The organism is Micromonospora sp. NPDC047467 (genome assembly GCF_040643095.1).
Lineage (GTDB): Bacteria > Actinomycetota > Actinomycetes > Mycobacteriales > Micromonosporaceae > Micromonospora.
The window spans coordinates 82,042-104,055 of record NZ_JBEYTO010000013.1; the positions used below are offsets into that span (position 1 = coordinate 82,042).

Genomic DNA, 22,014 nt, shown 5'->3' on the forward strand with positions numbered 1-22,014 from the left:
GGCTGGTTGGGTTCGGTCGACGACGCGTCCGCCCTTGTACCCGTGAGGCTGGGGTGGACGTAGGCTGGCGCAGGTGACGACGAGCACCGATGTCGACCCGCTGGTGGCCCGGATGCGGCCGTTCGGCACGACGATCTTCGCCGAGATGTCCGCCCTCGCCGTGCGTACCGGCGCGGTCAACCTGGGCCAGGGCTTCCCGGACACCGACGGCCCACCGGAGATGCTGGCCGCCGCGGCCGAGGCGCTGCGCGGCGGGCAGAACCAGTACCCGCCCGGTCCGGGGATTCCCGCCCTGCGCGCGGCGGTCGCGGCCCACCAGCGGCGGTTCTACGAACTGGAGTACGACCCCGACGGCGAGATCGTGATCACGGCGGGCGCGACCGAGGCGGTGGCGGCGAGCATCCTCGCTCTCTGCGAGCCGGGCGACGAGGTGGTCTGCTTCGAGCCGTACTACGACTCGTACGCCGCCTCGATCGCACTGGCCGGCGCGGTCCGGCGGCCGGTCACGTTGCGTCCCGCCGACGACGGTCGGTACGCCTTCGACCCGGCGGCACTGCGCGCGGCGTTCGGCCCGCACACCCGGCTGGTGCTGCTCAACTCGCCGCACAACCCGACCGGCAAGGTCTTCACGCCGGCCGAGCTGGCGCTGGTCGCGGAGCTGTGCCAGGAGTACGACGCGTACGCGGTCACCGACGAGGTGTACGAGCACCTGGTATTCACCGACGCGTCGAACCCGCACGTGCCGTTGGCCACCCTGCCCGGGATGCGGGAGCGGACGTTGCGGATCTCGTCGGCCGGCAAGACCTTCTCGTGTACGGGCTGGAAGGTTGGCTGGGCGAGTGGGCCGGCCGCCCTGGTGTCAGCTGTGCTGCGGGTGAAGCAGTTCCTCACCTTCGTGAACGCCGCCCCGCTGCAACCGGCGGTCGCTGTGGCGCTGGCCCTGCCGGACGACTACTTCACCGGCTTCCGCGACGGGCTCCAGCGGGGGCGCGACCAGCTCGTGGGCGGGCTCACCGACGCCGGGTTCGAGGTGCTGGTGCCGGAGGGGACGTACTTCGTCACCGCCGACATCACCCCGCTCGGCGGCTCGGACGGGGTGGAGTTCTGCCGGTCACTGCCGGAGCGCTGCGGCGTGGTGGCGGTGCCGACGCAGGTCTTCTACGACGACGCCGACGCTGGCCGGCGGCTGGTCCGCTTCGCCTTCTGCAAGCGCCCGGAGGTGCTGACCGAGGCGGTCACCCGGCTGCGCGCGCTGGCCCCCGGCCGCTGACGCGGCCGGGCCACCGTGTGATCGTTGTGGAGCCGATGTCGTAAACGGTTCAGCTCCAAAGGACGTGCCCAGCGTGGGGCGCACCCGGCCCGGGACGCAACGACCCAGGGCGCACCCGGCCCAGGGCGCAACGGCCCAGGGCGCGGCCTGCTACTGGACGGCGGGGCTGGCGGTGCGGACCAGGGCGGCGATCCGCTCGGCGACCTCGCGTGCGGTCGCCTCGGTGGCCGCCTCGACCATGACGCGGACCAGCGGCTCGGTGCCCGACGGGCGCAGCAGCACCCGGCCGGTCTCGCCCAGCTCCGCCTCGGCGCGCTCGACCTCGGCGCGGACTGCCGGCGCGTTGGCGCCGACGGTCCGGTCGCCGACCGGGACGTTGATGAGCACCTGCGGCAGCTTGGTGACCACCGACGCCAACTCGGCGAGGGACTGACCGGTGGCGGCCATCCGGGCCATCAGGTGCAGGCCGGTCAGCACCCCGTCGCCGGTGGTGGCGTGCGCGGGCATGACGATGTGGCCGCTCTGCTCGCCACCGAGCGCCAGGTTCGAGGCGCGCAGTTCCTCCAGGACGTACCGGTCACCGACCTTGGTTTCGATCAGCCGGATGCCCTGCGCGGACATCGCGAGCCGCAGGCCGAGGTTGCTCATCACGGTGGCCACCAGGGTGTCCTGGGTGAGCGTGCCAGCGTCCCGCATGGCCAGGGCGAGGATGGCCATCACCTGGTCGCCGTCGACCTCGTCGCCGTCGGCGGTGACCGCCAGGCAGCGGTCGGCGTCGCCGTCGTGGGCGATGCCCAGGTGGGCGCCGTGCTCGACCACGGCCTCGCGCAGCGCCTCGATGTGGTTGGAGCCGCAGTCGTCGTTGATGTTGAGCCCGTCGGGCTGGGCGTGGATCGCGATGACCTCCGCGCCGGCCTCCCGGTAGGCGACCGGGGCGACGTCGGCGGCCGCGCCGTTGGCGCAGTCGACCACGACCTTGATCCCGTCGAGCCGGTGCGACACGGTGCCGACCAGGTGCTGGACGTAGTGGTCCGCGCCGTCGAGCAGGTCGTGCACGCGGCCGACGCCCGCGCCGGTCGGCCGGTCCCAGGCGGTGGTGGCGTTCGTCTCGATCGCCGCCTCGATCCGCATTTCGATCTCGTCGGGCAGCTTGTGCCCGCCGGCGGCGAAGAGCTTGATGCCGTTGTCCGGCATCGGGTTGTGCGAGGCGGAGAGCATCACCCCGAGGTCGGCCTTGGCCTCCGCGGTGAGGAACGCCACGGCGGGGGTGGGCAGCACGCCCACCCGCACCACGTTCGCGCCGGCGCTGGTCAGCCCGGCCACCACGGCCGCCTCCAGCATCTCGCCACTGGCCCGGGTGTCCCGGCCGACCACGGCGAGCGGCGGATGGCTGCGATCTGTCTCGGCAAGCGTGTGCGCCGCGGCCACGGCGAGCGCGAGCGCCAACTCGGGGGTGAGATCCGCGTTCGCCCGCCCGCGTACGCCGTCCGTGCCGAACAACCGACCCATACCCGCCAACCTCCGATGAGCACTGCAGATGAGGAGAAAGCGGAACGGTCGGTCCGCCTCCCCGGATGAGGGAGGCGGACCGACCGTTCGTCAGAAGTACAACGCGCTGGTGAAGATCAGCGCTTCGAGTACTGGGGAGCCTTACGGGCCTTCTTGAGGCCGTACTTCTTGCTCTCCTTGACCCGGGCGTCCCGGGTGAGGAAGCCGGCCTTCTTGAGGGCCGGGCGGTCGTCCGGCTCGCTGACGATCAGCGCACGGGCGATGCCCAGCCGCAGCGCACCGGCCTGGCCGGTGGTGCCGCCGCCACGCAGGTTGGCGATGACGTCGAACTGCTCGAGCTTCTCGGCGGTGACCAGCGGGTCCTTGATGAGCTGCTGGTGCACCTTGCTCGGGAAGTAGGCCTCGAGCTCCTGGCCATTGCAGGTGATCTTGCCGGTGCCCGGGACGATACGAACCCGGACGATGGCCTGCTTGCGGCGGCCCACGGTCTGGATCGGCCGGTCACCACGAGGCGCGCGGGCGACGGGCGCAGGCGCCTCGGTGGCCTCAGGGGCTTCCGGGGCAACCTCGGTCTCGGTGATGTCGGTCATGCTGCTTCCTTCGCCCGCGCTCACTGCGCGATCTGCTTGATCTCGAACGGCACCGGCTGCTGCGCGAGGTGCGGGTGCTCGGCACCGGCGTAGACCTTCAGCTTCTTGATCAGCTGACGGCCGAGCTTGTTGTGCGGGAGCATCCCCTTCACGGCCAGCTCGATGGCCCGCTCGGGGCGCTTGGTCAGCAGCTCGTCGTAGCCAACCTGCTTCAGACCACCCGGGTAACCGGAGTGGCGGTAAGCGACCTTGGTCTGGCGCTTGTTGCCGGTCAACGCAACCTTGCCCGCGTTCACGATGACGACAAAGTCGCCCGTGTCGACGTGCGGCGCGAAAGTCGGCTTGTGCTTACCACGCAGCAACGTGGCGGCGTGGGTGGCCAGGCGGCCCAGCACGACATCAGAGGCGTCGATGACGTGCCACTGACGCTCGATCTCACCCGGCTTCGGGCTGTACGTACGCACAGGTCTACCTTGTCTCGTCGTCGGTCTGGGGTCGCGCGCCGAGGTGACCAGATCTAGCAGGCCGGACCAGCGCGCACGAACGACCAAGCGTACCTGATAGGGCACGCCTCTGGATGTCGTACAACAGCAGGCAACGATACCCGGCGCCCTGTCCGCAGGTCAAAACGGGGGTGCGGTCTCGCGCGCCGACGCGCCGACCGTGTCTCAGCTCACACTCCAGCGAGCCGTTCGGCTCTCGGACGACGATAGACGACCCAGGTGACCGCGAAGCACAGCGCGTACCAGCCGATGAAGACCAGGTAGGCGGCGTCGGCGTTGCCGGAGGCGAGAAACGACTGGCGGAACGAGATGTTGACCAGCACCCCACCGAAGGCGCCGATCGCACCCGCGATGCCGATCAACGAGCCGGTCATCCGGCGCGCCCACCGGGTCGCGGCCTCCGGGTCGCGCCGGCCGGCGGCCACCGCGTCCGCCGCCCGGGCCCGGAAGATGGCCGGGATCATCTTGTACGTCGAGCCGTTGCCGATGCCGGAGAAGACGAAGAGTGCGAGGAAACCGGCCAGGTAGAGCCCGAACGAGCGCTCCCGGGCCGCGTACAGCACGGTGCCGGCGCCGGCCGCCATCGCCACGAAGTTCCAGAAGGTCACCCGGGCGCCCCCCAGCCGGTCGGCGAGGTGCCCGCCCAGCGGCCGGATCAGCGAACCCACCAGCGGGCCGAGGAAGGTCAGCCAGGCGGCGTCGACGGGGGTGGGGAACCGCTCGGCGAACTGGAGTTGCAGCACCTGGCCGAAGGCGAAGCCGAACCCGATGAACGAGCCGAAAGTGCCGACGTACAGCAGCGACATGACCCAGGTGTGCGGGTCGCGGGCGGCCTCGCGCAGCGCGCCCGGCTCGTTGCGCGCCCCGGGCACGGTGTCCAACCAGCGTGCCGCCGCCAGCGCGGCCAGCACGATCAGCGGCAGGTAGACCGCCGGCACCAGCCGGGGGTACGCGGCACCGACGGTGGCGAGCACCGCCAGCCCGACCAACTGCACGGCGGGTACGCCCAGGTTGCCGCCGCCCGCGTTGAGCCCGAGGGCCCGGCCCTTGAGCCGCTGCGGATAGAACAGGTTGATGTTCGCCATCGAGGAGGCGAAGTTGCCACCGCCGACGCCGGTGAGGCAGGCGAGCACCATCAGCGTGGAGTAGGACACACCGGGTTCCAGCAGCACCGTCATCGGCACCGCCGGGACGAGCAGCAGCAGCGCGCTGATGATCGTCCAGCGCCGCCCGCCGAAGCGGGCCACCGCCAGGGTGTACGGCAGCCTCAGCACCGCGCCCAGCGCGGCGGGCACGGCGGTGAGCAGGAACTTACCGGCCGGGTCGATGCCGTACTCGGGACCGAGGAAGAGCACGGTCACCGACCAGAGGCTCCACACGGAGAAGCCGACGTGCTCGGCGAAGATCGAGACCCAGAGGTTGCGGCGAGCGATCGGCGCGCCCGTCGTACGCCAGAAGTCGGGGTCCTCGGGTCTCCAGTCGTCGAGCCGGCGCCGGGTCGCGGTGGCGGCCGGTGGCCCGGCGGTGACTGCGGTGCTGGTGAGCGTGCTCACGGCGGCTCCTCCTCGTCAATGTGACGAGGGGAAACGCTAGGAACACCCGATTACCTGGCGGTGCCCGTCGCGGGTCGGCCGGGATACGGGGACCGCACCACGGGCCGCCGACGATGGTGAGCGCGGTCAGAGCTGCTGGAGGATGCGCAGCGCGCGGCCGACCCGCAGCATCGTGTCGGTGTCGGCGACGTCCACGCAGTCGGTGAACCACTTCTTCATCGGTGAGGAGATCCGGTCGGGCATCACCACGTAACGGCCCATCGACACGGCGAGCGGAGAATCCCGCAGCAACGACTCCTCCACCACCTCGACGACGATCACGATGGGCACGTCGGTGGAGTTGTAGACGTCCGAGCTGATCACCAGGCCGAGGCGTTCCCGGGCGCCCTCGATGCGCCAGACCTCACCCCTACGCAGCACGCGGCCGTCCGTCGCCGAGGAGATCGTTGACCATGCCCACCTCGCGGGCGTCGGCGAGGGCGGCGGACTCCAGGTCGAGGCTGGCGCGGCCCACGGCGGCGGCATGCGCGGTGAAGACCTCGCGCAGCGCCTTCTCCCGGGCGGCCTGGTCCATCCAGGCCGAGAGCGAGAGCCCTTCACGCTTGGCGAAGCGTCGGGCCTCCTCGATCGTCTCGTCCGTGAACGACAACGTCACCTTGGCAGTCATGCGGATGAGACTACCCAGCGGTATGACTATCAGTCATCCGCACGCCGACCGGCTTGCCGCCGGTGACCGAAAGGCGCATTTCACCGGGCCTGCTCGCCGGCCCGACCGCCGAACACCGCGAAACGCCACTCCTTGAAGAAGCAGTCGACGTCGACCAGCCCCGCCTCGGCCAGCCATCGGCACTGGTCGGCGACGGTGGCCGGCCGGTCGTGTCGCATCCGCTCCCGGGCGGCGGCGATCTCGTCGGGTGGTGAGCCCAACTCGGTGATCCGCGCCGTCCACACCTCGTCGTAGCGCCGATCCAGCGCCGGGGTCGGCCCGGCCACCTGCTCGGCGTTGACGAACACCCCACCGGGCGCCAGCGCGGCGGCGGCCCGCCGGTAGAGCGCCCGCTTGCCGGCATCGTCCAGGTGGTGGATCGCCAGCGCGCTGACCACGGCGTCGTACCGGCCGTCCGGCAGCGCGTCGGCCAGGTCGGCCTGGACGGTCCGGTGCGGCACGGCGCGGGCGCGCAACTGGTCGGCGGCGCGGGACAGCATGGCCGGCGCGGCGTCCACCAGGGTCAACCGCACCCCCGGCACCGCGGCGGCCAGCAGCAGCGAGAGCAGGCCGGTGCCCGCGCCCAGATCCAACACCTCCGGGGTACGACCGGTCGCCAGCGCGGCGCGAAGCGGGGGCGCGGCCACCTGGACGGCGGTGCCGTAGAAGGCGTCGAAGCAGGGCACCAGCCGCCGGCGCGCCTCGTCGTAGCTGCCGGCCACCGCGTCGAAGGCGTCTGCCACGCTCATCGCATCTCCCATAAGTTGAGACGAGTTTCCCAAATAATAGACCTCCTGCGCGGGGCCGGCCCACCACCGACCGCACCGTGGGACACCGGCCTCGCCGGCCGGGGATGGTGGCCGGCAGGTCGGCGGACCGACCCAACCGTCACGTCCGATGCCACCGTGCGGTGTGAGCCCTACTTGACAGGACCGAAACAGAAGAGACGCTGACCGGAAACCGCCCGGCGGCACGCTTTCCCGACATGACAGACGGTGCATGGCCGGCAACTCGACCGGGGCGGGCGCCCCGGGAGGTGGCGACCCACTGCCCGTACTGCGCACTCCAGTGCGGGATGACGCTGCGTGCGGACGACGACGGGGTGACCGTGCTCCCCCGCCAGTTCCTCACCAACCGGGGCGGCCTCTGCCAGAAGGGCTGGACGGCCGCCGACCTGCTCGACCACCCGGAGCGTTTGACCAGCCCGCTGGTGCGTGACCCGGCCACCGGCGAGTTGCGACCGGCGAGCTGGGACGCCGCACTGGAGCGGATCGTCACCGGCATCCACGCCATCCAGGACAGCGCCGGCCGGGACGCGGTCGCCGTCTTCGGCGGCGGAGGGCTGACCAACGAGAAGGCGTACGCGCTGGGGAAGTTCGCCCGGGTCGCGTTGCGCACCCGGCACATCGACTACAACGGACGGTTCTGCATGTCCTCGGCGGCAGCCGCCGGGCTGCGCGCGTTCGGTGTCGACCGGGGGCTGCCGTTCCCGCTGGCCGACCTCGGGCGGGCCGACACCCTGCTGCTGGTCGGCGCGAACCCGGCGGAGACCATGCCGCCGCTGGTGCGCTGGCTGACCGAGCAACGGCGCGGCGGCGGCCAGCTGATCGTCGTCGACCCCCGGGTCACCGCCACCGCCCGCCAGGCCGACCTGCACCTGCAACCGCTGCCCGGCACCGACCTCGCGGTGGCCAACGCGCTGCTGCACATCGCGCTCACCGAGGGCTGGGTCGACCAGGCGTACGTGGCCGACCGTACGACCGGCTTCGACGCGGTCCGCCGCGGTGTCGCCGGCTGGTGGCCGGCCCGCGCCGAGCAGCTCTCCGGGGTGCCGGTGGCCGACCTGGAGGCGACCGCCCGCGCGTTGGGCACCGGCCGACGGGTGATCATCCTGACCGCCCGCGGCGCCGAGCAGCACGCCAAGGGCGTCGACACGGTCACCGCGTACGTCAATCTGGCCCTCGCCCTCGGTCTGCCCGGCCGGGAAGGCTCGGGGTACGGCTGCCTCACCGGCCAGGGCAACGGCCAGGGCGGGCGGGAGCACGGGCAGAAGGCCGACCAGCTCCCCGGCTACCGGCGCATCGACGACCCGGCGGCCCGGGAGCACGTGGCCGGTGTCTGGGGCGTGCCGGCCGACGACCTGCCCGGCCCGGGCGTGCCGGCCTACCAACTGCTCGACTCGCTCGGCACTCCCGGCGGCCCCCGGGCACTGCTGGTGTTCGGCTCGAACCCGGTGGTCTCCGCTCCCCGCGCGACCCGGATCGAGCGCCGGCTGCGCGATCTTGACCTGCTGGTCGTCGCCGACCTGCTGCTCTCCGAGACGGCGGCGCTGGCCGACGTGGTGCTGCCCACCGCGCAGTGGGCCGAGGAGGACGGCACGATGACCAACCTGGAGGGTCGGGTGCTGCGCCGACGCGCGCTGCGCCCACCTCCGCCGGGTGTCCGAACCGACCTGGCGATCATCTCCGACCTGGCCGCGAGGCTGGCCGCCACCGAAACGGCCGGCACCGAACCGTCCGCCGGTCGGTCCGCCGCCGAAACGGCCGTCGCACGGGCGGACGGCGCGGTGGCGCGGTTCCCCACCGACCCGGCCGCCGTCTTCGCCGAGCTGCGTCGCGCCTCTGCCGGAGGCACCGCCGACTACGCCGGCATCAGTTGGGCCCGCATCGACGCCGCCGACGGTGTCTTCTGGCCCTGCCCGACCGAGGACGGGCCGGACACCCCACGGCTCTTCGCCGACCGGTTCGGCACCCCGGACGGGCGCGCCCGGTTCCACCCGGTGGACCACCGGCCGGCGGCCGAGGAGGTCTGCGAGGCGTACCCGCTGCACTTCACGACCGGCCGGGTGCTGGCCCAGTACCAGTCCGGCACCCAGACCCGACGGGTGGCCGCGCTACGTCGCGCCGCCGGTGAGGCGTTCGTCGAGCTGCACCCCGATCTGGCCGCCCGGCTCGGCATCGACGACGGCGACCCGGTGCGGGTCACGTCCCGCCGGGGTGAGCTGTGCGCCCCGGCCCGGCTCAGCCCGGGGATCCGACCGGACACGATCTTCGCCCCGTTCCACTGGCCCGGGGCGGCCCGGGCCAACTCGGTCACCAACGACGCGGTGGACCCGATCTCCGGGATGCCCGAGTTCAAGATCTGCGCGGTCCGGGCGGAGAAGGCATGACCACCCGCGTGGTGATCGTCGGCAACGGCATGGCCGGCGCCCGTCTCGCGAGCGAACTGCACACCCGCGAGGGCGACCGGAAGGTCACCGTGCTCGGGGCGGAGCCCCACCGCGCGTACAACCGGATCATGCTCTCCACCCTGCTGACGGGCCGGATCGACGAGCCGGACGTGGAGCTGACCGAGGCCGCCGGGCACGGCATCGACCTGCGGACGGGCGTGCCGGTGACCACTGTGGATCGCCAGGCCCGCGAGGTCCACACCGCCGACGGTGAACGCATCTCCTACGACCACCTGGTGCTGGCCACCGGCAGCGAAGCGGTGGTGCCGCCGCTACCCGGCCTCGACCTGGCCCAACTGCCGGAACGGGTCGTCCCCTTCCGGACCCTTGACGACTGCCGCCGGATCCTCGCCCTGGCCGACGGCGCCCGCAGCGCGCTCGTGCTCGGCGGCGGCCTGCTCGGCCTGGAGGCAGCCCGAGGGCTTGCCGCCCGAGGCCTGGCCAGCACCGTGGTGCACCCGCGCGGGCACCTGATGGAACGGCAGCTCGACCCGGCGGCCGGCGCGGTGCTCGCCGGCACGCTCGCAGGCCTCGGCGTCACCATCGAGCTCGCGGTCGGAGCGACCGGGGTCGTCGCGGACGCCGACGGTGTCCGCCTCGACCTGGCCGACGGTCGGTCGCTCACCGCCGACCTGCTGGTGCTCTGCTGCGGGGTACGCCCCGACACCGCCCTCGCGACGGCCGCCGGGCTGACCGTGCGGCGCGGGGTGGTGGTGGACGACCGGCTGCGCACCAACGACCGGCGCGTCTCGGCGATCGGCGACTGCGCCGAACACGACGGCGTGCTCACCGGGCTTGTCGCACCCGCCTGGGCCCAGGCCCGGGTGCTCGCCGACGTGCTGACCGGGACGGACCCGCTGGCCCGGTACCGGCCCCGACCGGTGGTGACCCGACTCAAGGCGGCCGGGATCGACCTGGCCGCGATGGGCGACCCGGCGGGCGGCGGGCCGGGCGAGGAGCTGACCTTCACCGACCCGACCCGGGGCACGTACGCCCGGCTGCGGATCCACGACGAGCGGCTGACCGGCGCGATCCTGCTCGGTGACAACCCGGCCGTCGGCACGGTGATCCAGCTCTTCGACCGTGGTCACCCGGTGCCGGCCGACCGGCGGACGCTGCTGCTGGGCCGGGCCCTGGGCGGTGCCGCGGTGGCTCCGGCCGCGTCACCGGCGCTGATGCCGGACGCGGCCACCGTCTGCCAGTGCAACACGGTGACCAAGGGCGCGCTGGTGCGCTGTTGGCGCTCCGGCGCCCGGACGGTCGACGCGGTGGTGGTGGCGACCCGGGCCGGCACCGGATGCGGCGGATGCCGGGACGCCGTCGGCGGCATCGTCGACTGGCTGTCCCAAGCGGAATCGGTGGAGGTGACGCGATGAGCGGCGGTGACCTGGTCGTCATCGGCAACGGCATGGTGGGGCAGCGCTTCGTCGACGCGCTGCGGGCCCGCGACCCCGAGGGGCGCTGGCGGGTGACCGTGCTGGCCGAGGAGCGACGTCCGGCGTACGACCGGGTGCGGCTGTCGGCGTTCTTCGACGGGGTGAGCGAGGACGAACTCAACGTGCACACCCCGCACGACGGGGTGCGGCTGCGCCTCGGTGAGCCGGCCACCGCCATCGACCGTGGTCGGCGGGTGGTAACCACCGCCGCAGGCGAATACCCCTACGACGCGCTGGTGCTGGCCACCGGGTCGTACCCGTTCGTGCCGCCGGTGCCCGGCGCCGACCTGCCCGGAGTCTTCGTCTACCGGACCCTGGACGACCTGGCGGCGATCCGGGCGTACGCGGAGGGCCGGCGGGTCGGCGCGGTGATCGGCGGTGGGTTGCTCGGGCTGGAGGCCGCGAACGCGCTGCGGCTGCTGGGTCTGAGCACCGACGTGGTCGAGTTCGCGCCCCGCCTGATGCCGGTGCAGGTCGACCAGGCCGGCGGGGCGATGCTCCGCCGCTACGTCGAGGAGTTGGGTGTGCGTACCCACCTCGGGGTGGCCACCACGGCGATCCGGGCCGGCGCGGACGGCGCGGTCGAGGCTCTGGAACTCTCCGACGGCCGCAGCGTCGACGCCGACCTGGTGGTGGTGGCCGCCGGTATCCGGCCCCGGGACGAGCTGGCTCGGGCCGCCGGCCTGCCGCTTGGTCCGCGCGGCGGGGTGCTTGTCGACGCGACCTGCCGCAGCGCCGACGAGCGCATCTGGGCGGTCGGTGAGTGCGCGGCGGTCGACGGCACCTGCCACGGCCTGGTCGCCCCGGGGTACGCGACGGCCGAGGTGGTGGCCGACCGGCTGGTGGGCGGCGCGGCGACCTTCCCGGGCGCGGACACCGCCACCAAGCTGAAGCTGCTCGGCGTCGACGTGGCCTCGTTCGGCGACGCGCACGGCACCACCGAGGGCTGCCTGGACGTCACGTTCACCGACCCGGCCACCCGGGTCTACGCGAAGCTGGTCCTCTCCGACGACGCGCACACCCTGCTCGGCGGGGTGCTGGTGGGCGACGCCAGCGCGTACCCGACATTGCGGGCCAGTGTGGGCGGCCCGCTGCCGGCCGCGCCGCTGGCGTTGCTCGCGCCGGACGGCGGCGGCGCGGACGCCGGCGCGCTGCCCGCCGCCGCACAGGTCTGCTCCTGCAATGCGGTGACCCGCGGCGACGTGGACGCGGCCATCGCCGATGGTTGCGCGGACGTGGCGGCGCTGAAGGCGTGCACCCGGGCCGGCACGAGCTGCGGCTCCTGCGTGCCGATGCTCAAGCAACTGCTGGACGCGGCCGGGGTGGCGCAGTCCACCGCGCTGTGCGAGCACTTCGATGTCGGCCGGCGGGAGCTGTTCGAGATCGTCCAGGTGCGCGGCATCCGCACGTTCTCGCGACTGGTCGCCGAGCACGGTCGGGGGCGGGGCTGCGACATCTGCAAGCCGGTGGTGGCCTCGATCCTCGCGTCGCTGGGCAGCGGGCACGTGCTCGACGGCGAGCAGGCCTCGTTGCAGGACACCAACGACCACTTCCTGGCCAACCTGCAACGCGACGGCAGCTACTCGGTGGTGCCCCGGATCCCCGGCGGCGAGATCACCCCGGAGAAGCTGATCGTGATCGGCGAGGTCGCCCGGGACTTCCAGCTCTACACGAAGATCACCGGCGGCCAGCGGATCGACCTGTTCGGGGCACGGGTGGAGCAGTTGCCGCAGATCTGGCAGCGACTGGTGGACGCCGGCTTCGAGTCCGGCCACGCGTACGGCAAGGCGCTGCGCACGGTGAAGTCGTGTGTGGGCGAAACGTGGTGCCGGTACGGCGTACAGGACTCGGTGGGGCTGGCCGTGGCACTGGAGTTGCGCTACCGCGGGCTGCGCGCCCCGCACAAGCTCAAGTCGGCGGTCTCCGGTTGTGCCCGGGAGTGCGCCGAGGCCCGCAGCAAGGACTTCGGCATCATCGCCACCGAGACCGGCTGGAACCTCTACGTCGGCGGCAACGGCGGTTTCCGGCCCCGGCACGCCGACCTGTTCGCCACCGACCTGAGCACGTCGGAACTGATCACCCTGATCGACCGGTTCCTCATCTACTACATCCGCACCGCCGACCGCCTGCAACGCACGGCCGGCTGGATCGAGTCGATGGACGGCGGCCTGGACCACCTGCGCGCGGTGATCGTCGACGACTCGCTGGGGCTCTGCGCCGACCTCGACGCGGCGATGGCCCGGCACGTGGCCTCGTACTCCGACGAGTGGCGCGACGTGCTGGACGATCCGGACCGGCTGCGCCGCTACACGTCCTTCGTCAACGCCCCCGACGTGCCCGACCCGTCGATCACCTTCACCCAGGAACGCGGCCAACCGGTGCCGGCGCACGGTCACCGCCGGCAGCCGGTGGCGCTGGGCCTACCGGAGGTACGGCGATGAGCCAGCACAGCACACTGGACTGGACTGCGGTCTGCCCCCTCGACCGGCTGGAGCCCGACCGTGGTGTCGCCGCCCTGGTCGACGGGGTGCAGGTCGCCCTCTTCCGCACCGCCGACGGGCTGTTCGCGCTCGACAACCGCGATCCGGTCGCCGGGGCGTACGTGCTGTCCCGGGGCATCGTGGGCAGCCGCGCCGGGGTGCCGACGGTCGCGTCGCCGCTGCACAAGCAGGTGTACGACCTGCGCACCGGCGCCTGCCTCGACCTGCCCGGGGTAACCGTGGCCCGGCACGACGCGCGCTGCCGTGACGGGCTGGTCGAGGTGCGGCTGCGACGGGAGGGCTGATGCGGGAGGAACTGGCCGGCTTCACCATCGGGGTGACCGCCGACCGGCGGCGCGACGAGTTGGCCGCGCTGCTCGAACGTAGGGGCGCTCGTGTGGTGCTCGCCCCGGCGCTGCGGATCGTGCCGCTGTCCGACGACACCGAGTTGCGCGAGGCGACGCGCGCCTGCCTGGACCAGCCGCCGGACATCCTGATGGCCAACACCGGCATCGGCATGCGCGGGTGGTTGGAGGCGGCCGAGGGCTGGGGGTTGGCCGAGCCGCTGCGCTCGGTGCTGGCCAGCACGTACGTGGTGGCCCGGGGCCCGAAGGCGCGGGGCGCGATCCGTGCGGCCGGGCTGCACGACCAGTGGTCGCCGGCCTCGGAGAGCTGCGAGGAGGTGGTCGACCACCTGCGCCGGCGCGGTGTGGCCGGGCAGGTGATCGCCATGCAGCTGCACGGTGAGCGGCAGCCGGAGTGCACGCTCGCGTTGGAGGCGGCCGGTGCCAAGGTGATCGAGGTGCCGGTCTACCGCTGGGCGCCGCCGACCGATCTGGCACCGCTGCACCGGCTGATCGACCTGATCGCCGGCCGGCTGGTGGACGCGGTGACGTTCACCTCGGCACCGGCGACCGAGGCGCTGCTCCGCGCGGCCGGAGACCGTACCGATGCGGTGGTGTCCGCGTTCCGCAGCGACGTGCTGGCCAGCTGCGTCGGCGCGGTGACCGCCGAGCCCCTGCTGCGGCACGGGGTGCCGGTCAGCGCACCGGGCCGGGCACGGCTGGGCGCGCTGGTGCGGACCATCGTCGACGAGTTACCCCGTCGGACCATGACGTTCAAGGCCGGCGGGCACCTGCTCACCCTGCGCGGGCACGCCGCGGTGATCGACGGCGAGCTGCGCCCGCTGGCTCCCGCCCCGATGGCGGTGCTGCGGGCGCTGGCCCAGTCCCCCGGCCGGGTGCTGTCGCGTACGGCGCTGCTGCGCACGCTGCCCCGGGGCGCGGACGAGCACGCTGTCGAGATGGCGGTGGCCCGCCTGCGGGCCGGCCTCCGGGCGCCGCGCGTGGTGCAGACCGTGGTCAAGCGCGGCTACCGGCTCCGGGTCGACTGAGCTGTCACGGCCGGCCGGTGTACGCCGGCCGGCCGTGGCGGTCAGCCGACCGGCGTCGGGAACCCTCGACCCTGCTCGGCCTGCAGCCGGAGCATGGCGTGCTCGACCACCGTCACCAGCACCTGCTTGACCGAGTCCCGGTGCCGGGCGTCGGTCATCACCAGCGGCACCTGCGGCGAGATGGCCAACGCCTCGCGGACCTCGTCCAGCTCGTACTGGGGAGCGCCGTCGAACCGGTTCAGCGCCACCACGTACGGCAGGTTGCGGTTCTCGAAGTAGTCGAGCGGGGCGAACGCGTCGGTGATCCGACGGGTGTCCACCAGCACGGCGGCACCCACCGCACCCCGGATGATCTCGTCCCACATGAACCAGAAGCGGGTCTGACCCGGTGTACCGAAGAGGTACAGGATCAGGTCCTGGGCCATGGTGATCCGGCCGAAGTCCATGGCGACCGTGGTGGTCTCCTTGCCCGGCACCTTGGACGGGTCGTCGATGCCGACGCCGGCCGCGGTCATCAACGCCTCTGTCGTCAGCGGTGTGATCTCGGAGATCGAACCGACCAGGGTCGTCTTACCGACGCCGAACCCGCCCGCGACGACGATCTTCGCGGAGACGATTCCCCGGCCCGGCCGCCCCCCAGCGGGGTCATAGCCTGCGAAGTCCACTTAGCACCCTTCCAAGCAGTTCCATCCGCTCCTCGAACCCCTCGGCGGGAGCAGCAGTGTGTAACGTCAGCAGGCTCTCGGCCACCATGTCGGCGACCAGCACCCGGGCGACGCCTAGCGGCATCCGGGTGTACGCGGCGATCTCCGCCAGCGACTGTGCCCGGCCCTCGCAGACCGTGGCGATGCGGTGCTTGTCGTGCCCCGCGAAGCGGGACTCGGCAACCTGGGTGGGAGAGGCCGTGAGGACCGCCTCGAGGGCGATGTCCTGCCGTGGCTCGGTACGACCGCGGGTGACCGCGTACGGACGCACCAGAGCGCCGCGCGGGTCAGCGCGTCGTTGGTCCATCCTCGATCACCTCCTCGTCCCTGCGGAGCCGGCTCACACCGCCTCCCATCCCTGTTCCGGCGCGTGGTCCGCGCCGGGTCTCGGCGCTACGAGCGCACCGCGTCACGCGGCAGCGGCACCAGCGCGGCACCCACCCGCTCCACCAGCAGCGCCATCTCGTAGCCCACCTGGCCCACGTCGCAGCTTCGCGCCGCGAGCACGGCCATCGACGAGCCGTCGCTGATCGACATGAGGAACAGGTAGCCGCTGTCCATCTCGATGACGGTCTGCAACACCCCACCCGCGCTGAACATGCGGGCCGCGCCCTCGGTCAGGCTCACCACGCCGGAGGTGATGGCGGCGAGCTGATCCGCCCGGTCCCCCGGCAGGTCCCGGGAGGAGGCGAGCAGCAGTCCGTCGGCGGACACCGCCACCACGTGGGCGATCCCCGCCACGCTGTCGGCGAAGTTGGTGAGCAGCCAACCCATGTCCTGCATGGCAGCTGGCCTGTTCATCGGCTCTCCTTGGTCGAGGTGCTGTTCAGATCCGTCCCGGCCGTCCGGCCGCGCTGCACGCCGCGGTGGTAGGCCGACAACAGGCCGCGTACTTCATCGGGAGTCCGCCGGCTGCGGTCCCGGCCAGCCTTGGGCTCGATGCCGCCCGGCACGAGCTGCGCCTGCGGCACCCGCTTGGGCAGACCCGAGCGGGTGGTGCCCGCGGGGGCCGGCTCGGCGGCACGGCTGGCCCGGGACCAGCCCTCGTCCGCCGCGGTCCGCCAGGCGTCCGGGTCGACTGCGGGCGGTGGGGGCGCGCTCGGGGCGGTGGCCGCGGCCGGCACCGGCCGGGCGGCCGGCGGCGGCGGCGAGTACGACGGTGGCGCCGAGGGCGTCGCGGCCTCGCGACCGCCGTTGCTTCCGCTGCTGAACCCGTCCATGCTTCCCCCGCCTGCCAAACCGGTGCCGTCGCCGGAGCTACCCGGGGTGCGCGTCGGCAGCGGCGGTCGGGCCGGTGTCACGGTCGGCGCGGGCGCGGCGGCCGGTTGACCGCCATTGCCCGGCCGCACGGTGCTGGCCAGGCCGGCGTCGGCGGGTGCCGGCGGCTCGTCGAACTGCGGTCGGGTGAAGATCGCGGTGGCGTCGTCCCCGTGGGACCGGAACCAGACCGCCTCCATCTCCCGGAAGATCGGCGCCTCGGCCGGGAAATCGGGCCGGGTGCTGACCGGAGCGGCCGGCACCGGCGGCGCGACCGGCGGTGCGGCGGGCGGCGCGACCGCGCCGGGGCCGGCGACCGGCCCGACCGGCAGCACCGGCGCGGTCCGACCGTCGGTGGTGTCGGCCGTCGAGCCGCGCCGGGGCAGCGGGTCGATGGTCGGGTACGCCACCGTCGGGCCGCCCAGCGAGGCGCCCGCGCCGTTGCTGTACGCGGGCCGGGACGGCGGAACCGGGACGGCGGGCGCCGCGGCCGGTGGCACCGTCGGGCGTGCTCCGGAGAAGCCGCCGGCCTGCACGGCGGGGGTGGTGTCCCGCGTGTCGAGCGGCGACTGCCACTGCGTCGGCGTCGGGGCGTTGGTCCGCCACTGGTCGGGCAGCGTCGCCGCCGCGGTGGTCGCTCCGGCGTACGACTCGGCGTGACCAACCGGGGTGAGTGGCGCCTGCTCGACGGCCATCGGCTGGCGCGGCCGGGTGAGCGCCTGGTCGCGGCCCCGGTTGACGGGCAGCACCACGGTGGCGGCGGGAAGCGTCACCTGGGCGACGGTGCCGCCCTCCACGTTGCGGCGCAGCTCCACCCGGATGCCGTAGCGGGCGGCGAGCCGGCTCACCACGGCCAGACCCATCAGCCGGAACGCGGCGACGTCCACGCTGGGCGGCGCGGCCAGCCGCCGGTTGAGCGAGTCGAGCTGCTCGTCGCTGAGGCCGAGCCCGCGGTCCTCGATCTGGATCAGCACGTAGTCGCGGATGCGGCGACCGTCGGCGACCACCGTGGTGTTCGGCGGCGAGAACCGGGTGGCGTTGTCGAGCAGTTCGGCGACGAGCCGCACCACGTCGTTGACGGCGTGCGCGGCCACCGAGATGTCGGTGTCGACGGTGCCGAACTCGATGCGGTTGTAGAGCTCCACCTCGGACTGGGCGGCGCGCAGCACGTCCACGACCAACGCGTCGTCGCGGCGCGGTACGGCGGAGTCGGCGCCGGCCAGGACCAGCAGGTTCTCGTCGTTGCGGCGCATTCGGGTGGCCAGGTGGTCCAGCTCGAAGAGCTGCGCCAGCCTCTTCGGGTCCTCCTCGCCGCGCTCGATCGCGTCCAGCTCGCCGATCATCCGGTCGACCAGGGTCTGACTGCGGCGGGCCAGGTTGAGGAACATCGCCGAGACGCTGGTACGCAGTGCGGCCTGCTCGGCCGCGACGCGTACCGCCTCCCGGTGGACGACGTTGAAGGCCAACGCCACCTGGCCGACCTCGTCGCGGTTGTTGAGCTGGATCGGGTCCCGGACCTGCCGGACGATCTCCTCCACGCCGCCGTCGCCGACGCTGCCCATGTTCTGCAGTCGCTTCACGGCGTCGGGGAGGTCGTGGTTGGCCACCGACAGCGCACCCTCGCGAAGACGACGCAGCGAGTGGTTGAGCGAACGGGCCAGCACCACGGCCAGCGAGATGGCGATGATCAGGGTGAGCAGCACCAGGATCGACTCGACCACGGCCTGCTGGATGACGTCGGAGCGCGCCTCGTCGGCCTGGGCGAGCAGCCGGTCCTGTAGTTGGATCTCCGCCCAGCGCATCAGGTCGTTGACCGCGCCGATGGCGGCGGTGGCGTCCTGCGCGCTGACCAGCGGGCGCTGCCCGACCGAGCGGGTGATGTCGGCGGCCACCCGGTCGGCCAGGCCGACCGCGTCACCGGAGACGGTGTTGTTGACCAGGGCACGCTGCCCGGGGTCGGCGGCGAGCGCGAAGGCGACCAGGGCCTCCTGCTGGCTCGTCAGCGTGGCCACGAAGGAGGAGAACTGCTCCGGGTCGAGCTGGCCGGCGGTCAGCGCCGTGAAGGCGACCGCCTGCTCCTCCGCGACGGACGACTTGGCGCGTGCGAACGCGGCGACCGCCCGACGGCTGTCCGACAGGCCCTCCTCGCCGGGGAGCTGGGCCAGCCCGTCGCCGTAGGCGACCAGGTCGGTGAGGATGACGCCGTAGCGCAGCACCGCCTCGGCCACCGCCATCTGCCGGCGGTCCAGCACCTCCTGGCGCGTGCCGTCCAGCGTGGACAGGTGCTCGTCGATGGCCGCGAGCCGGCCCCGCAGGACCGCCGGCACCTCGCCGATCCGGGCCCGCTCGGCGCGGTACTCGTCGACCCGCTGCTGCGTCTGGCGCACCCGCAGGTTGTAGGTGTCGGCCGGCTGCTGCGGGGCGGCCAGGTAGGCGGCCGCGGCCATCCGCTCGGACTGAAGGTCCTGGGTCAGCGCGCTGACGTCGATGGAGAGCGCGGTGAGCGACCGCGCCCGGGTGGCGTCGAAGGCGCCCTCGCCCACCGAGATGAGTCGGACGGTGGCCAGCGCGATCACCGCGGCCACCGGAACGACCAGGATCAGCGCCAGCTTGGACCGGATCCGGGCGTCCCGCAGTCTCGGCAGCCGTCGACGCGTACGCCCAGCGGCGTCGCCGGGTGCGGGCAGGGTCGTCGGTCCGGTGCTCACGACATCGCCTCCGTCGTTTCTTCCCCGCCTGACCCACCGAACCATGCCGAAAGCGGAGGGGACCACGCGCGGCACGGCCGCGATTTCATCAGAGAAGATCCTGTTTGGGAAGCCGCAGGGCGGTAGGAAACGGTCGGACGGCGCGGAACCCGTGATCCGGTCAACTGATACCTTCATTTCCGCAAGCCCCTGAACAGGGCATGTAACTCCAGAGTGGTCACGCGTGTATGCAAAGTGAGCTTTTGCAAACATTGCGTTACCCCAGCATGTGGGATGGCCGTCCCGAAAATGCAACCGGGGTCCGCGCTTGACCACAGCGCCGGCCATTGGCAAGGTTTTGCACGCTTCGCGCACACACCGTACGGCAGAGAAGATCCCGTCCTCCACTGAGGACGGACTATCGGCGGTGACCGGGCAGCGCCCGCGCCCGCACCTGGAGGACTGAGTTGAGCCCCATCCGCTCCGCGACCATCGCGGCGCTCGCATCGGCCGTAGTGGCCACCACGCTCACCGGCTGCCAGTTCGGCGGAGCGGAGCAGGACACGAGTCCGATCGTGATCGCCGCCGACCTCGAACTGTCCGGCGCCGCCGCCACCGTCGGCCGGACATACCAGCGGGCCATCGAACTCAAGGTCGAACAGTTGAACTCCTCCGGAGCACTGAACGGCCGGAAGATCGAGCTGAAGGTGAAGGACAACCGTTCCGACGCCGCCGAGTCACTTCGCAACATCGCCGACTTCAGCAGCGATTCCCGGGTCAGTGCCATCGTCATGGGTGGCTGCAACGAATGCGCGGTCGGCGCGGTCGGCGTCATCAACGAGAAGAAGATTCCCACCATTGCGCTCGCCGCTTCCGGGGCGGTCGCCAACCCTGTCGCCCAGCGGCGTTACGTGTTCAAGCTGGGCCCGAACGCCGCGGACAGCGCCGCGGCGCTCACCACCGAACTGCGCCGCAAGAACATCCGCAAGGTGGGTCTGCTCTACAGCGACGACGATTACGGCCGGGAGGGCGTGGTCGCGTTGCGTCGCGAACTGACCAAGGTCAACATCAAGGTCGCCGGTGAGGAGTCGGTGAAGACCACCGACACCGAGGTGAGCCAGCAGGTTGGCAAGCTCACCCAGCTCAAGCCCGACGCGCTGGTTGTCTGGACCCCGCCGGAGCAGGCCACCCTCACCGCGACCACCGCCCAGCAGGCCAATTTCCGGGGGGCGCTCTTCTTCGACGCCGGGGCGGCCGGCGACCTCTTCCTCGGTGCGGCGGCCCGGGCCACCGAGCGGGCCACGATGGTCTTCACCCAGACCATGGTGATTGACGACGTGATCGCCACCACACCGGCGAAGGCCGCCCGGCGCCAGTGGTTCCAGGACTACACCGCGCGTTTCGGCGGGTACAACGGCTCCTCGTCCTTCGCCGCCGACGCGATCCAGCTCATCGCCGACGCCGAGCTGCGGGCCGGTGGCCCGATCGGTCAGGTCGACCGCGACGGCATCCGTGACGTGCTGGAGACGTCCCAGATGGACGGCCTGTCCGGCCCGATCCGGATGACGCCCGACAACCACTCCGGGCTGATGCCGCAGGCGCTCACCACGCTCGTCGCCCGCAACGGCCGGTGGCGGTTGGCGGGGTAACACCCCTGGCCCTCCGCGCGGGATTCGTCGCGTGTCGGGTGGGTGTGGCAACGGTCGAACAAAAGGGCCGGCCCCGGGTTGGGGCCGGCCCTGCGTGTCAGCGGCTGCTGGTGGTCTCCCGCACCCAGGGTAGGGCGATCCGCTCGATGAGCAGCAGCGCCGAATACAGCAGGATGCTCACCAGCGCGATCAGCATGATCGCCGCCCAAGCGGTGGCGGTGTCGCCGACGCCCGAGTACTGGAGGATGACGTAGCCCAGGCCGTCCTCGCCGGCCTGGAACTCACCGATCACCGCGCCGATCGCGGCCAACGGCATGGCCACCTTGAGCCCGACGAAGATCTGCGGCAGCGCGGCCGGGAACCGTACCTTGCGGAACGCCTGCCAGCGGGAGGCGTTCCAGGAGCGGACCAGCTCGGCCAGGTCGGCCGGCGTGGTGGTCAGGCCGGTCGCCGTGGAGAGCACGATCGGAAAGAAGCAGAGCAGGAACACCATGGTCAGGATCGGCTTCTGACCCCAACCCAGCGCCACCACCAACAGCGGACCCAACGTGATCTTGGGTACGGCGTTGATCGCGACCAGCAGTGGCGTGAACATCCGCTCCACCGTTCGGGAGCTGGCCAGGGAGAGTCCGATCAGGACACCGGCGACCGCCGAGAGGGCGAAGCCGATCAGGATCTCCAGCAGGGTGGCCCAGGTGTGCTCCAGCATCTGGGCGGGCTTGTCGACGAACGCGGTGAGCACCTCTCCCGGCGGTGGCAGGGCGGCCGGGTGCACCAGTTCCAGCCGGGCGATCAGCCACCACGCCGCCAACGCGACCAGGATGCCGGCCACGGGCAACAGCGCCACCCCGGTCCCGGCACGCAGGTGGACACCCCGACCCGCTGGCTCCGCCGCCGGCGCGCCGCCCGGGGATGGGGCCGCCGTCGCCGCCGGCTCCGCTGACCGGACGTCGGTCATCTTGTCCTCCTCGATATCCGTCGATCCCGGGGGCCGACGGGCGACGGGGGTACGCCGCGCCGGAACCGGCGCGACGTACCCCCATGTGAC

General features: G+C 72.5%; 19 protein-coding genes. 7 read left to right on the top strand and 12 right to left on the bottom strand.

From position 1 onward, the window contains the following. The first annotated feature begins 73 nt into the window (after positions 1 to 73). Complete coding sequence (locus tag ABZ780_RS28525) at positions 74 to 1,270, top strand: pyridoxal phosphate-dependent aminotransferase (protein ID WP_357006986.1); 1,197 nt, start codon at positions 74 to 76, stop codon at positions 1,268 to 1,270. Positions 1,271 to 1,420: 150 nt separating this feature from the next. On the opposite strand, the gene glmM is transcribed toward ABZ780_RS28525, so the two are convergent. The 7 genes from glmM to ABZ780_RS28560 form a co-directional block, all read right to left on the bottom strand. Continuing rightward, complete coding sequence (gene glmM / locus ABZ780_RS28530; protein WP_357006983.1) at positions 1,421 to 2,779, bottom strand: phosphoglucosamine mutase; 1,359 nt, start codon at positions 2,777 to 2,779, stop codon at positions 1,421 to 1,423. Positions 2,780 to 2,895: 116 nt separating this feature from the next. After that, entirely contained in the window at positions 2,896 to 3,369 is a 474-nt protein-coding gene (rpsI, locus tag ABZ780_RS28535) for a 30S ribosomal protein S9 (RefSeq protein ID WP_357006981.1), read from the bottom strand. A 20-nt stretch (positions 3,370 to 3,389) separates the two neighbouring features. Then, complete coding sequence (gene rplM, locus ABZ780_RS28540) at positions 3,390 to 3,833, bottom strand: 50S ribosomal protein L13 (protein WP_007465158.1); 444 nt, start codon at positions 3,831 to 3,833, stop codon at positions 3,390 to 3,392. A 209-nt stretch (positions 3,834 to 4,042) separates the two neighbouring features. Further along, complete coding sequence (locus ABZ780_RS28545) at positions 4,043 to 5,425, bottom strand: nitrate/nitrite transporter (RefSeq protein ID WP_357006978.1); 1,383 nt, start codon at positions 5,423 to 5,425, stop codon at positions 4,043 to 4,045. 126 nt (positions 5,426 to 5,551) lie between these two features. After that, complete coding sequence (locus tag ABZ780_RS28550) at positions 5,552 to 5,845, bottom strand: hypothetical protein (RefSeq protein ID WP_151488090.1); 294 nt, start codon at positions 5,843 to 5,845, stop codon at positions 5,552 to 5,554. Then, positions 5,835 to 6,092, bottom strand: coding sequence for a DUF6364 family protein (locus ABZ780_RS28555; protein WP_357006975.1), 258 nt, complete (start codon positions 6,090 to 6,092; stop codon positions 5,835 to 5,837). The genes ABZ780_RS28550 and ABZ780_RS28555 overlap by 11 nt, the downstream gene beginning before the upstream one ends. An 80-nt stretch (positions 6,093 to 6,172) precedes the next feature. Further along, positions 6,173 to 6,880 (bottom strand): methyltransferase domain-containing protein, encoded by a 708-nt coding sequence (locus tag ABZ780_RS28560; RefSeq protein ID WP_357006972.1) that lies wholly within the window; start codon positions 6,878 to 6,880, stop codon positions 6,173 to 6,175. 236 nt (positions 6,881 to 7,116) lie between these two features. Between ABZ780_RS28560 and ABZ780_RS28565 the strand changes: the two genes are divergently transcribed. From ABZ780_RS28565 to ABZ780_RS28585, 5 genes are read left to right on the top strand one after another with little or no spacing between them, the layout of a single operon-like run. Further along, positions 7,117 to 9,300: a molybdopterin oxidoreductase family protein gene (locus ABZ780_RS28565; RefSeq protein WP_357006968.1), complete on the top strand. Its 2,184-nt coding sequence runs from the start codon at positions 7,117 to 7,119 to the stop codon at positions 9,298 to 9,300. Continuing rightward, entirely contained in the window at positions 9,297 to 10,736 is a 1,440-nt protein-coding gene (locus ABZ780_RS28570; RefSeq protein WP_357006965.1) for an FAD-dependent oxidoreductase, read from the top strand. The genes ABZ780_RS28565 and ABZ780_RS28570 overlap by 4 nt, the downstream gene beginning before the upstream one ends. After that, positions 10,733 to 13,237 carry a nitrite reductase large subunit NirB gene (gene nirB, locus ABZ780_RS28575; protein WP_357006963.1) on the top strand — a complete coding sequence of 835 codons (2,505 nt, stop codon included), beginning with the start codon at positions 10,733 to 10,735 and terminating at the stop codon, positions 13,235 to 13,237. The genes ABZ780_RS28570 and nirB overlap by 4 nt, the downstream gene beginning before the upstream one ends. Then, on the top strand, positions 13,234 to 13,581 hold the full coding sequence (gene nirD / locus ABZ780_RS28580) for a nitrite reductase small subunit NirD (protein WP_357006960.1): 348 nt from the start codon (positions 13,234 to 13,236) through the stop codon (positions 13,579 to 13,581). The genes nirB and nirD overlap by 4 nt, the downstream gene beginning before the upstream one ends. Further along, positions 13,581 to 14,669: a uroporphyrinogen-III synthase gene (locus ABZ780_RS28585; protein WP_357006957.1), complete on the top strand. Its 1,089-nt coding sequence runs from the start codon at positions 13,581 to 13,583 to the stop codon at positions 14,667 to 14,669. Before nirD ends, ABZ780_RS28585 begins: the two co-directional genes overlap by 1 nt. A gap of 41 nt (positions 14,670 to 14,710) precedes the next feature. Here ABZ780_RS28585 and ABZ780_RS28590 read toward each other — a convergent pair whose 3' ends face one another. The 4 genes from ABZ780_RS28590 to ABZ780_RS28605 all read right to left on the bottom strand — a co-directional run bounded on the left by ABZ780_RS28590 (position 14,711) and on the right by ABZ780_RS28605 (position 19,338). Then, positions 14,711 to 15,334: an ATP/GTP-binding protein gene (locus ABZ780_RS28590; protein WP_357006954.1), complete on the bottom strand. Its 624-nt coding sequence runs from the start codon at positions 15,332 to 15,334 to the stop codon at positions 14,711 to 14,713. After that, on the bottom strand, positions 15,315 to 15,680 hold the full coding sequence (locus tag ABZ780_RS28595) for a DUF742 domain-containing protein (protein ID WP_007465174.1): 366 nt from the start codon (positions 15,678 to 15,680) through the stop codon (positions 15,315 to 15,317). The genes ABZ780_RS28590 and ABZ780_RS28595 overlap by 20 nt, the downstream gene beginning before the upstream one ends. A gap of 86 nt (positions 15,681 to 15,766) precedes the next feature. After that, complete coding sequence (locus ABZ780_RS28600; RefSeq protein WP_007465177.1) at positions 15,767 to 16,174, bottom strand: roadblock/LC7 domain-containing protein; 408 nt, start codon at positions 16,172 to 16,174, stop codon at positions 15,767 to 15,769. Then, positions 16,171 to 19,338: a sensor histidine kinase gene (locus tag ABZ780_RS28605; protein ID WP_357006951.1), complete on the bottom strand. Its 3,168-nt coding sequence runs from the start codon at positions 19,336 to 19,338 to the stop codon at positions 16,171 to 16,173. The genes ABZ780_RS28600 and ABZ780_RS28605 overlap by 4 nt, the downstream gene beginning before the upstream one ends. A 446-nt stretch (positions 19,339 to 19,784) precedes the next feature. Here ABZ780_RS28605 and ABZ780_RS28610 point away from each other — a divergent pair, with 446 nt between their 5' ends. Continuing rightward, complete coding sequence (locus ABZ780_RS28610) at positions 19,785 to 20,966, top strand: ABC transporter substrate-binding protein (protein ID WP_357006948.1); 1,182 nt, start codon at positions 19,785 to 19,787, stop codon at positions 20,964 to 20,966. Positions 20,967 to 21,063: 97 nt separating this feature from the next. Here the strand turns inward: ABZ780_RS28610 and ABZ780_RS28615 are convergent, their stop codons facing one another. Continuing rightward, positions 21,064 to 21,924, bottom strand: a complete 861-nt coding sequence (locus ABZ780_RS28615) for an ABC transporter permease (RefSeq protein WP_357006945.1) — start codon at positions 21,922 to 21,924, stop codon at positions 21,064 to 21,066. Positions 21,925 to 22,014: the final 90 nt, after the last annotated feature.

What these genes read in the sequence shown, in the direction of transcription:
- glmM (WP_357006983.1), bottom strand. Translation starts at nt 2,779, where the DNA reads ATGGGTCGGTTGTTCGGCACGGACGGCGTACGCGGGCGGGCGAACGCG.
- rpsI (WP_357006981.1), bottom strand. Translation starts at nt 3,369, where the DNA reads ATGACCGACATCACCGAGACCGAGGTTGCCCCGGAAGCCCCTGAGGCC.
- ABZ780_RS28555 (WP_357006975.1), bottom strand. Translation starts at nt 6,092, where the DNA reads ATGACTGCCAAGGTGACGTTGTCGTTCACGGACGAGACGATCGAGGAG.
- ABZ780_RS28560 (WP_357006972.1), bottom strand. Translation starts at nt 6,880, where the DNA reads ATGAGCGTGGCAGACGCCTTCGACGCGGTGGCCGGCAGCTACGACGAG.
- ABZ780_RS28565 (WP_357006968.1), top strand. Translation starts at nt 7,117, where the DNA reads ATGACAGACGGTGCATGGCCGGCAACTCGACCGGGGCGGGCGCCCCGG.
- ABZ780_RS28570 (WP_357006965.1), top strand. Translation starts at nt 9,297, where the DNA reads ATGACCACCCGCGTGGTGATCGTCGGCAACGGCATGGCCGGCGCCCGT.
- nirB (WP_357006963.1), top strand. Translation starts at nt 10,733, where the DNA reads ATGAGCGGCGGTGACCTGGTCGTCATCGGCAACGGCATGGTGGGGCAG.
- nirD (WP_357006960.1), top strand. Translation starts at nt 13,234, where the DNA reads ATGAGCCAGCACAGCACACTGGACTGGACTGCGGTCTGCCCCCTCGAC.
- ABZ780_RS28585 (WP_357006957.1), top strand. Translation starts at nt 13,581, where the DNA reads ATGCGGGAGGAACTGGCCGGCTTCACCATCGGGGTGACCGCCGACCGG.
- ABZ780_RS28595 (WP_007465174.1), bottom strand. Translation starts at nt 15,680, where the DNA reads ATGGACCAACGACGCGCTGACCCGCGCGGCGCTCTGGTGCGTCCGTAC.
- ABZ780_RS28600 (WP_007465177.1), bottom strand. Translation starts at nt 16,174, where the DNA reads ATGAACAGGCCAGCTGCCATGCAGGACATGGGTTGGCTGCTCACCAAC.
- ABZ780_RS28615 (WP_357006945.1), bottom strand. Translation starts at nt 21,924, where the DNA reads ATGACCGACGTCCGGTCAGCGGAGCCGGCGGCGACGGCGGCCCCATCC.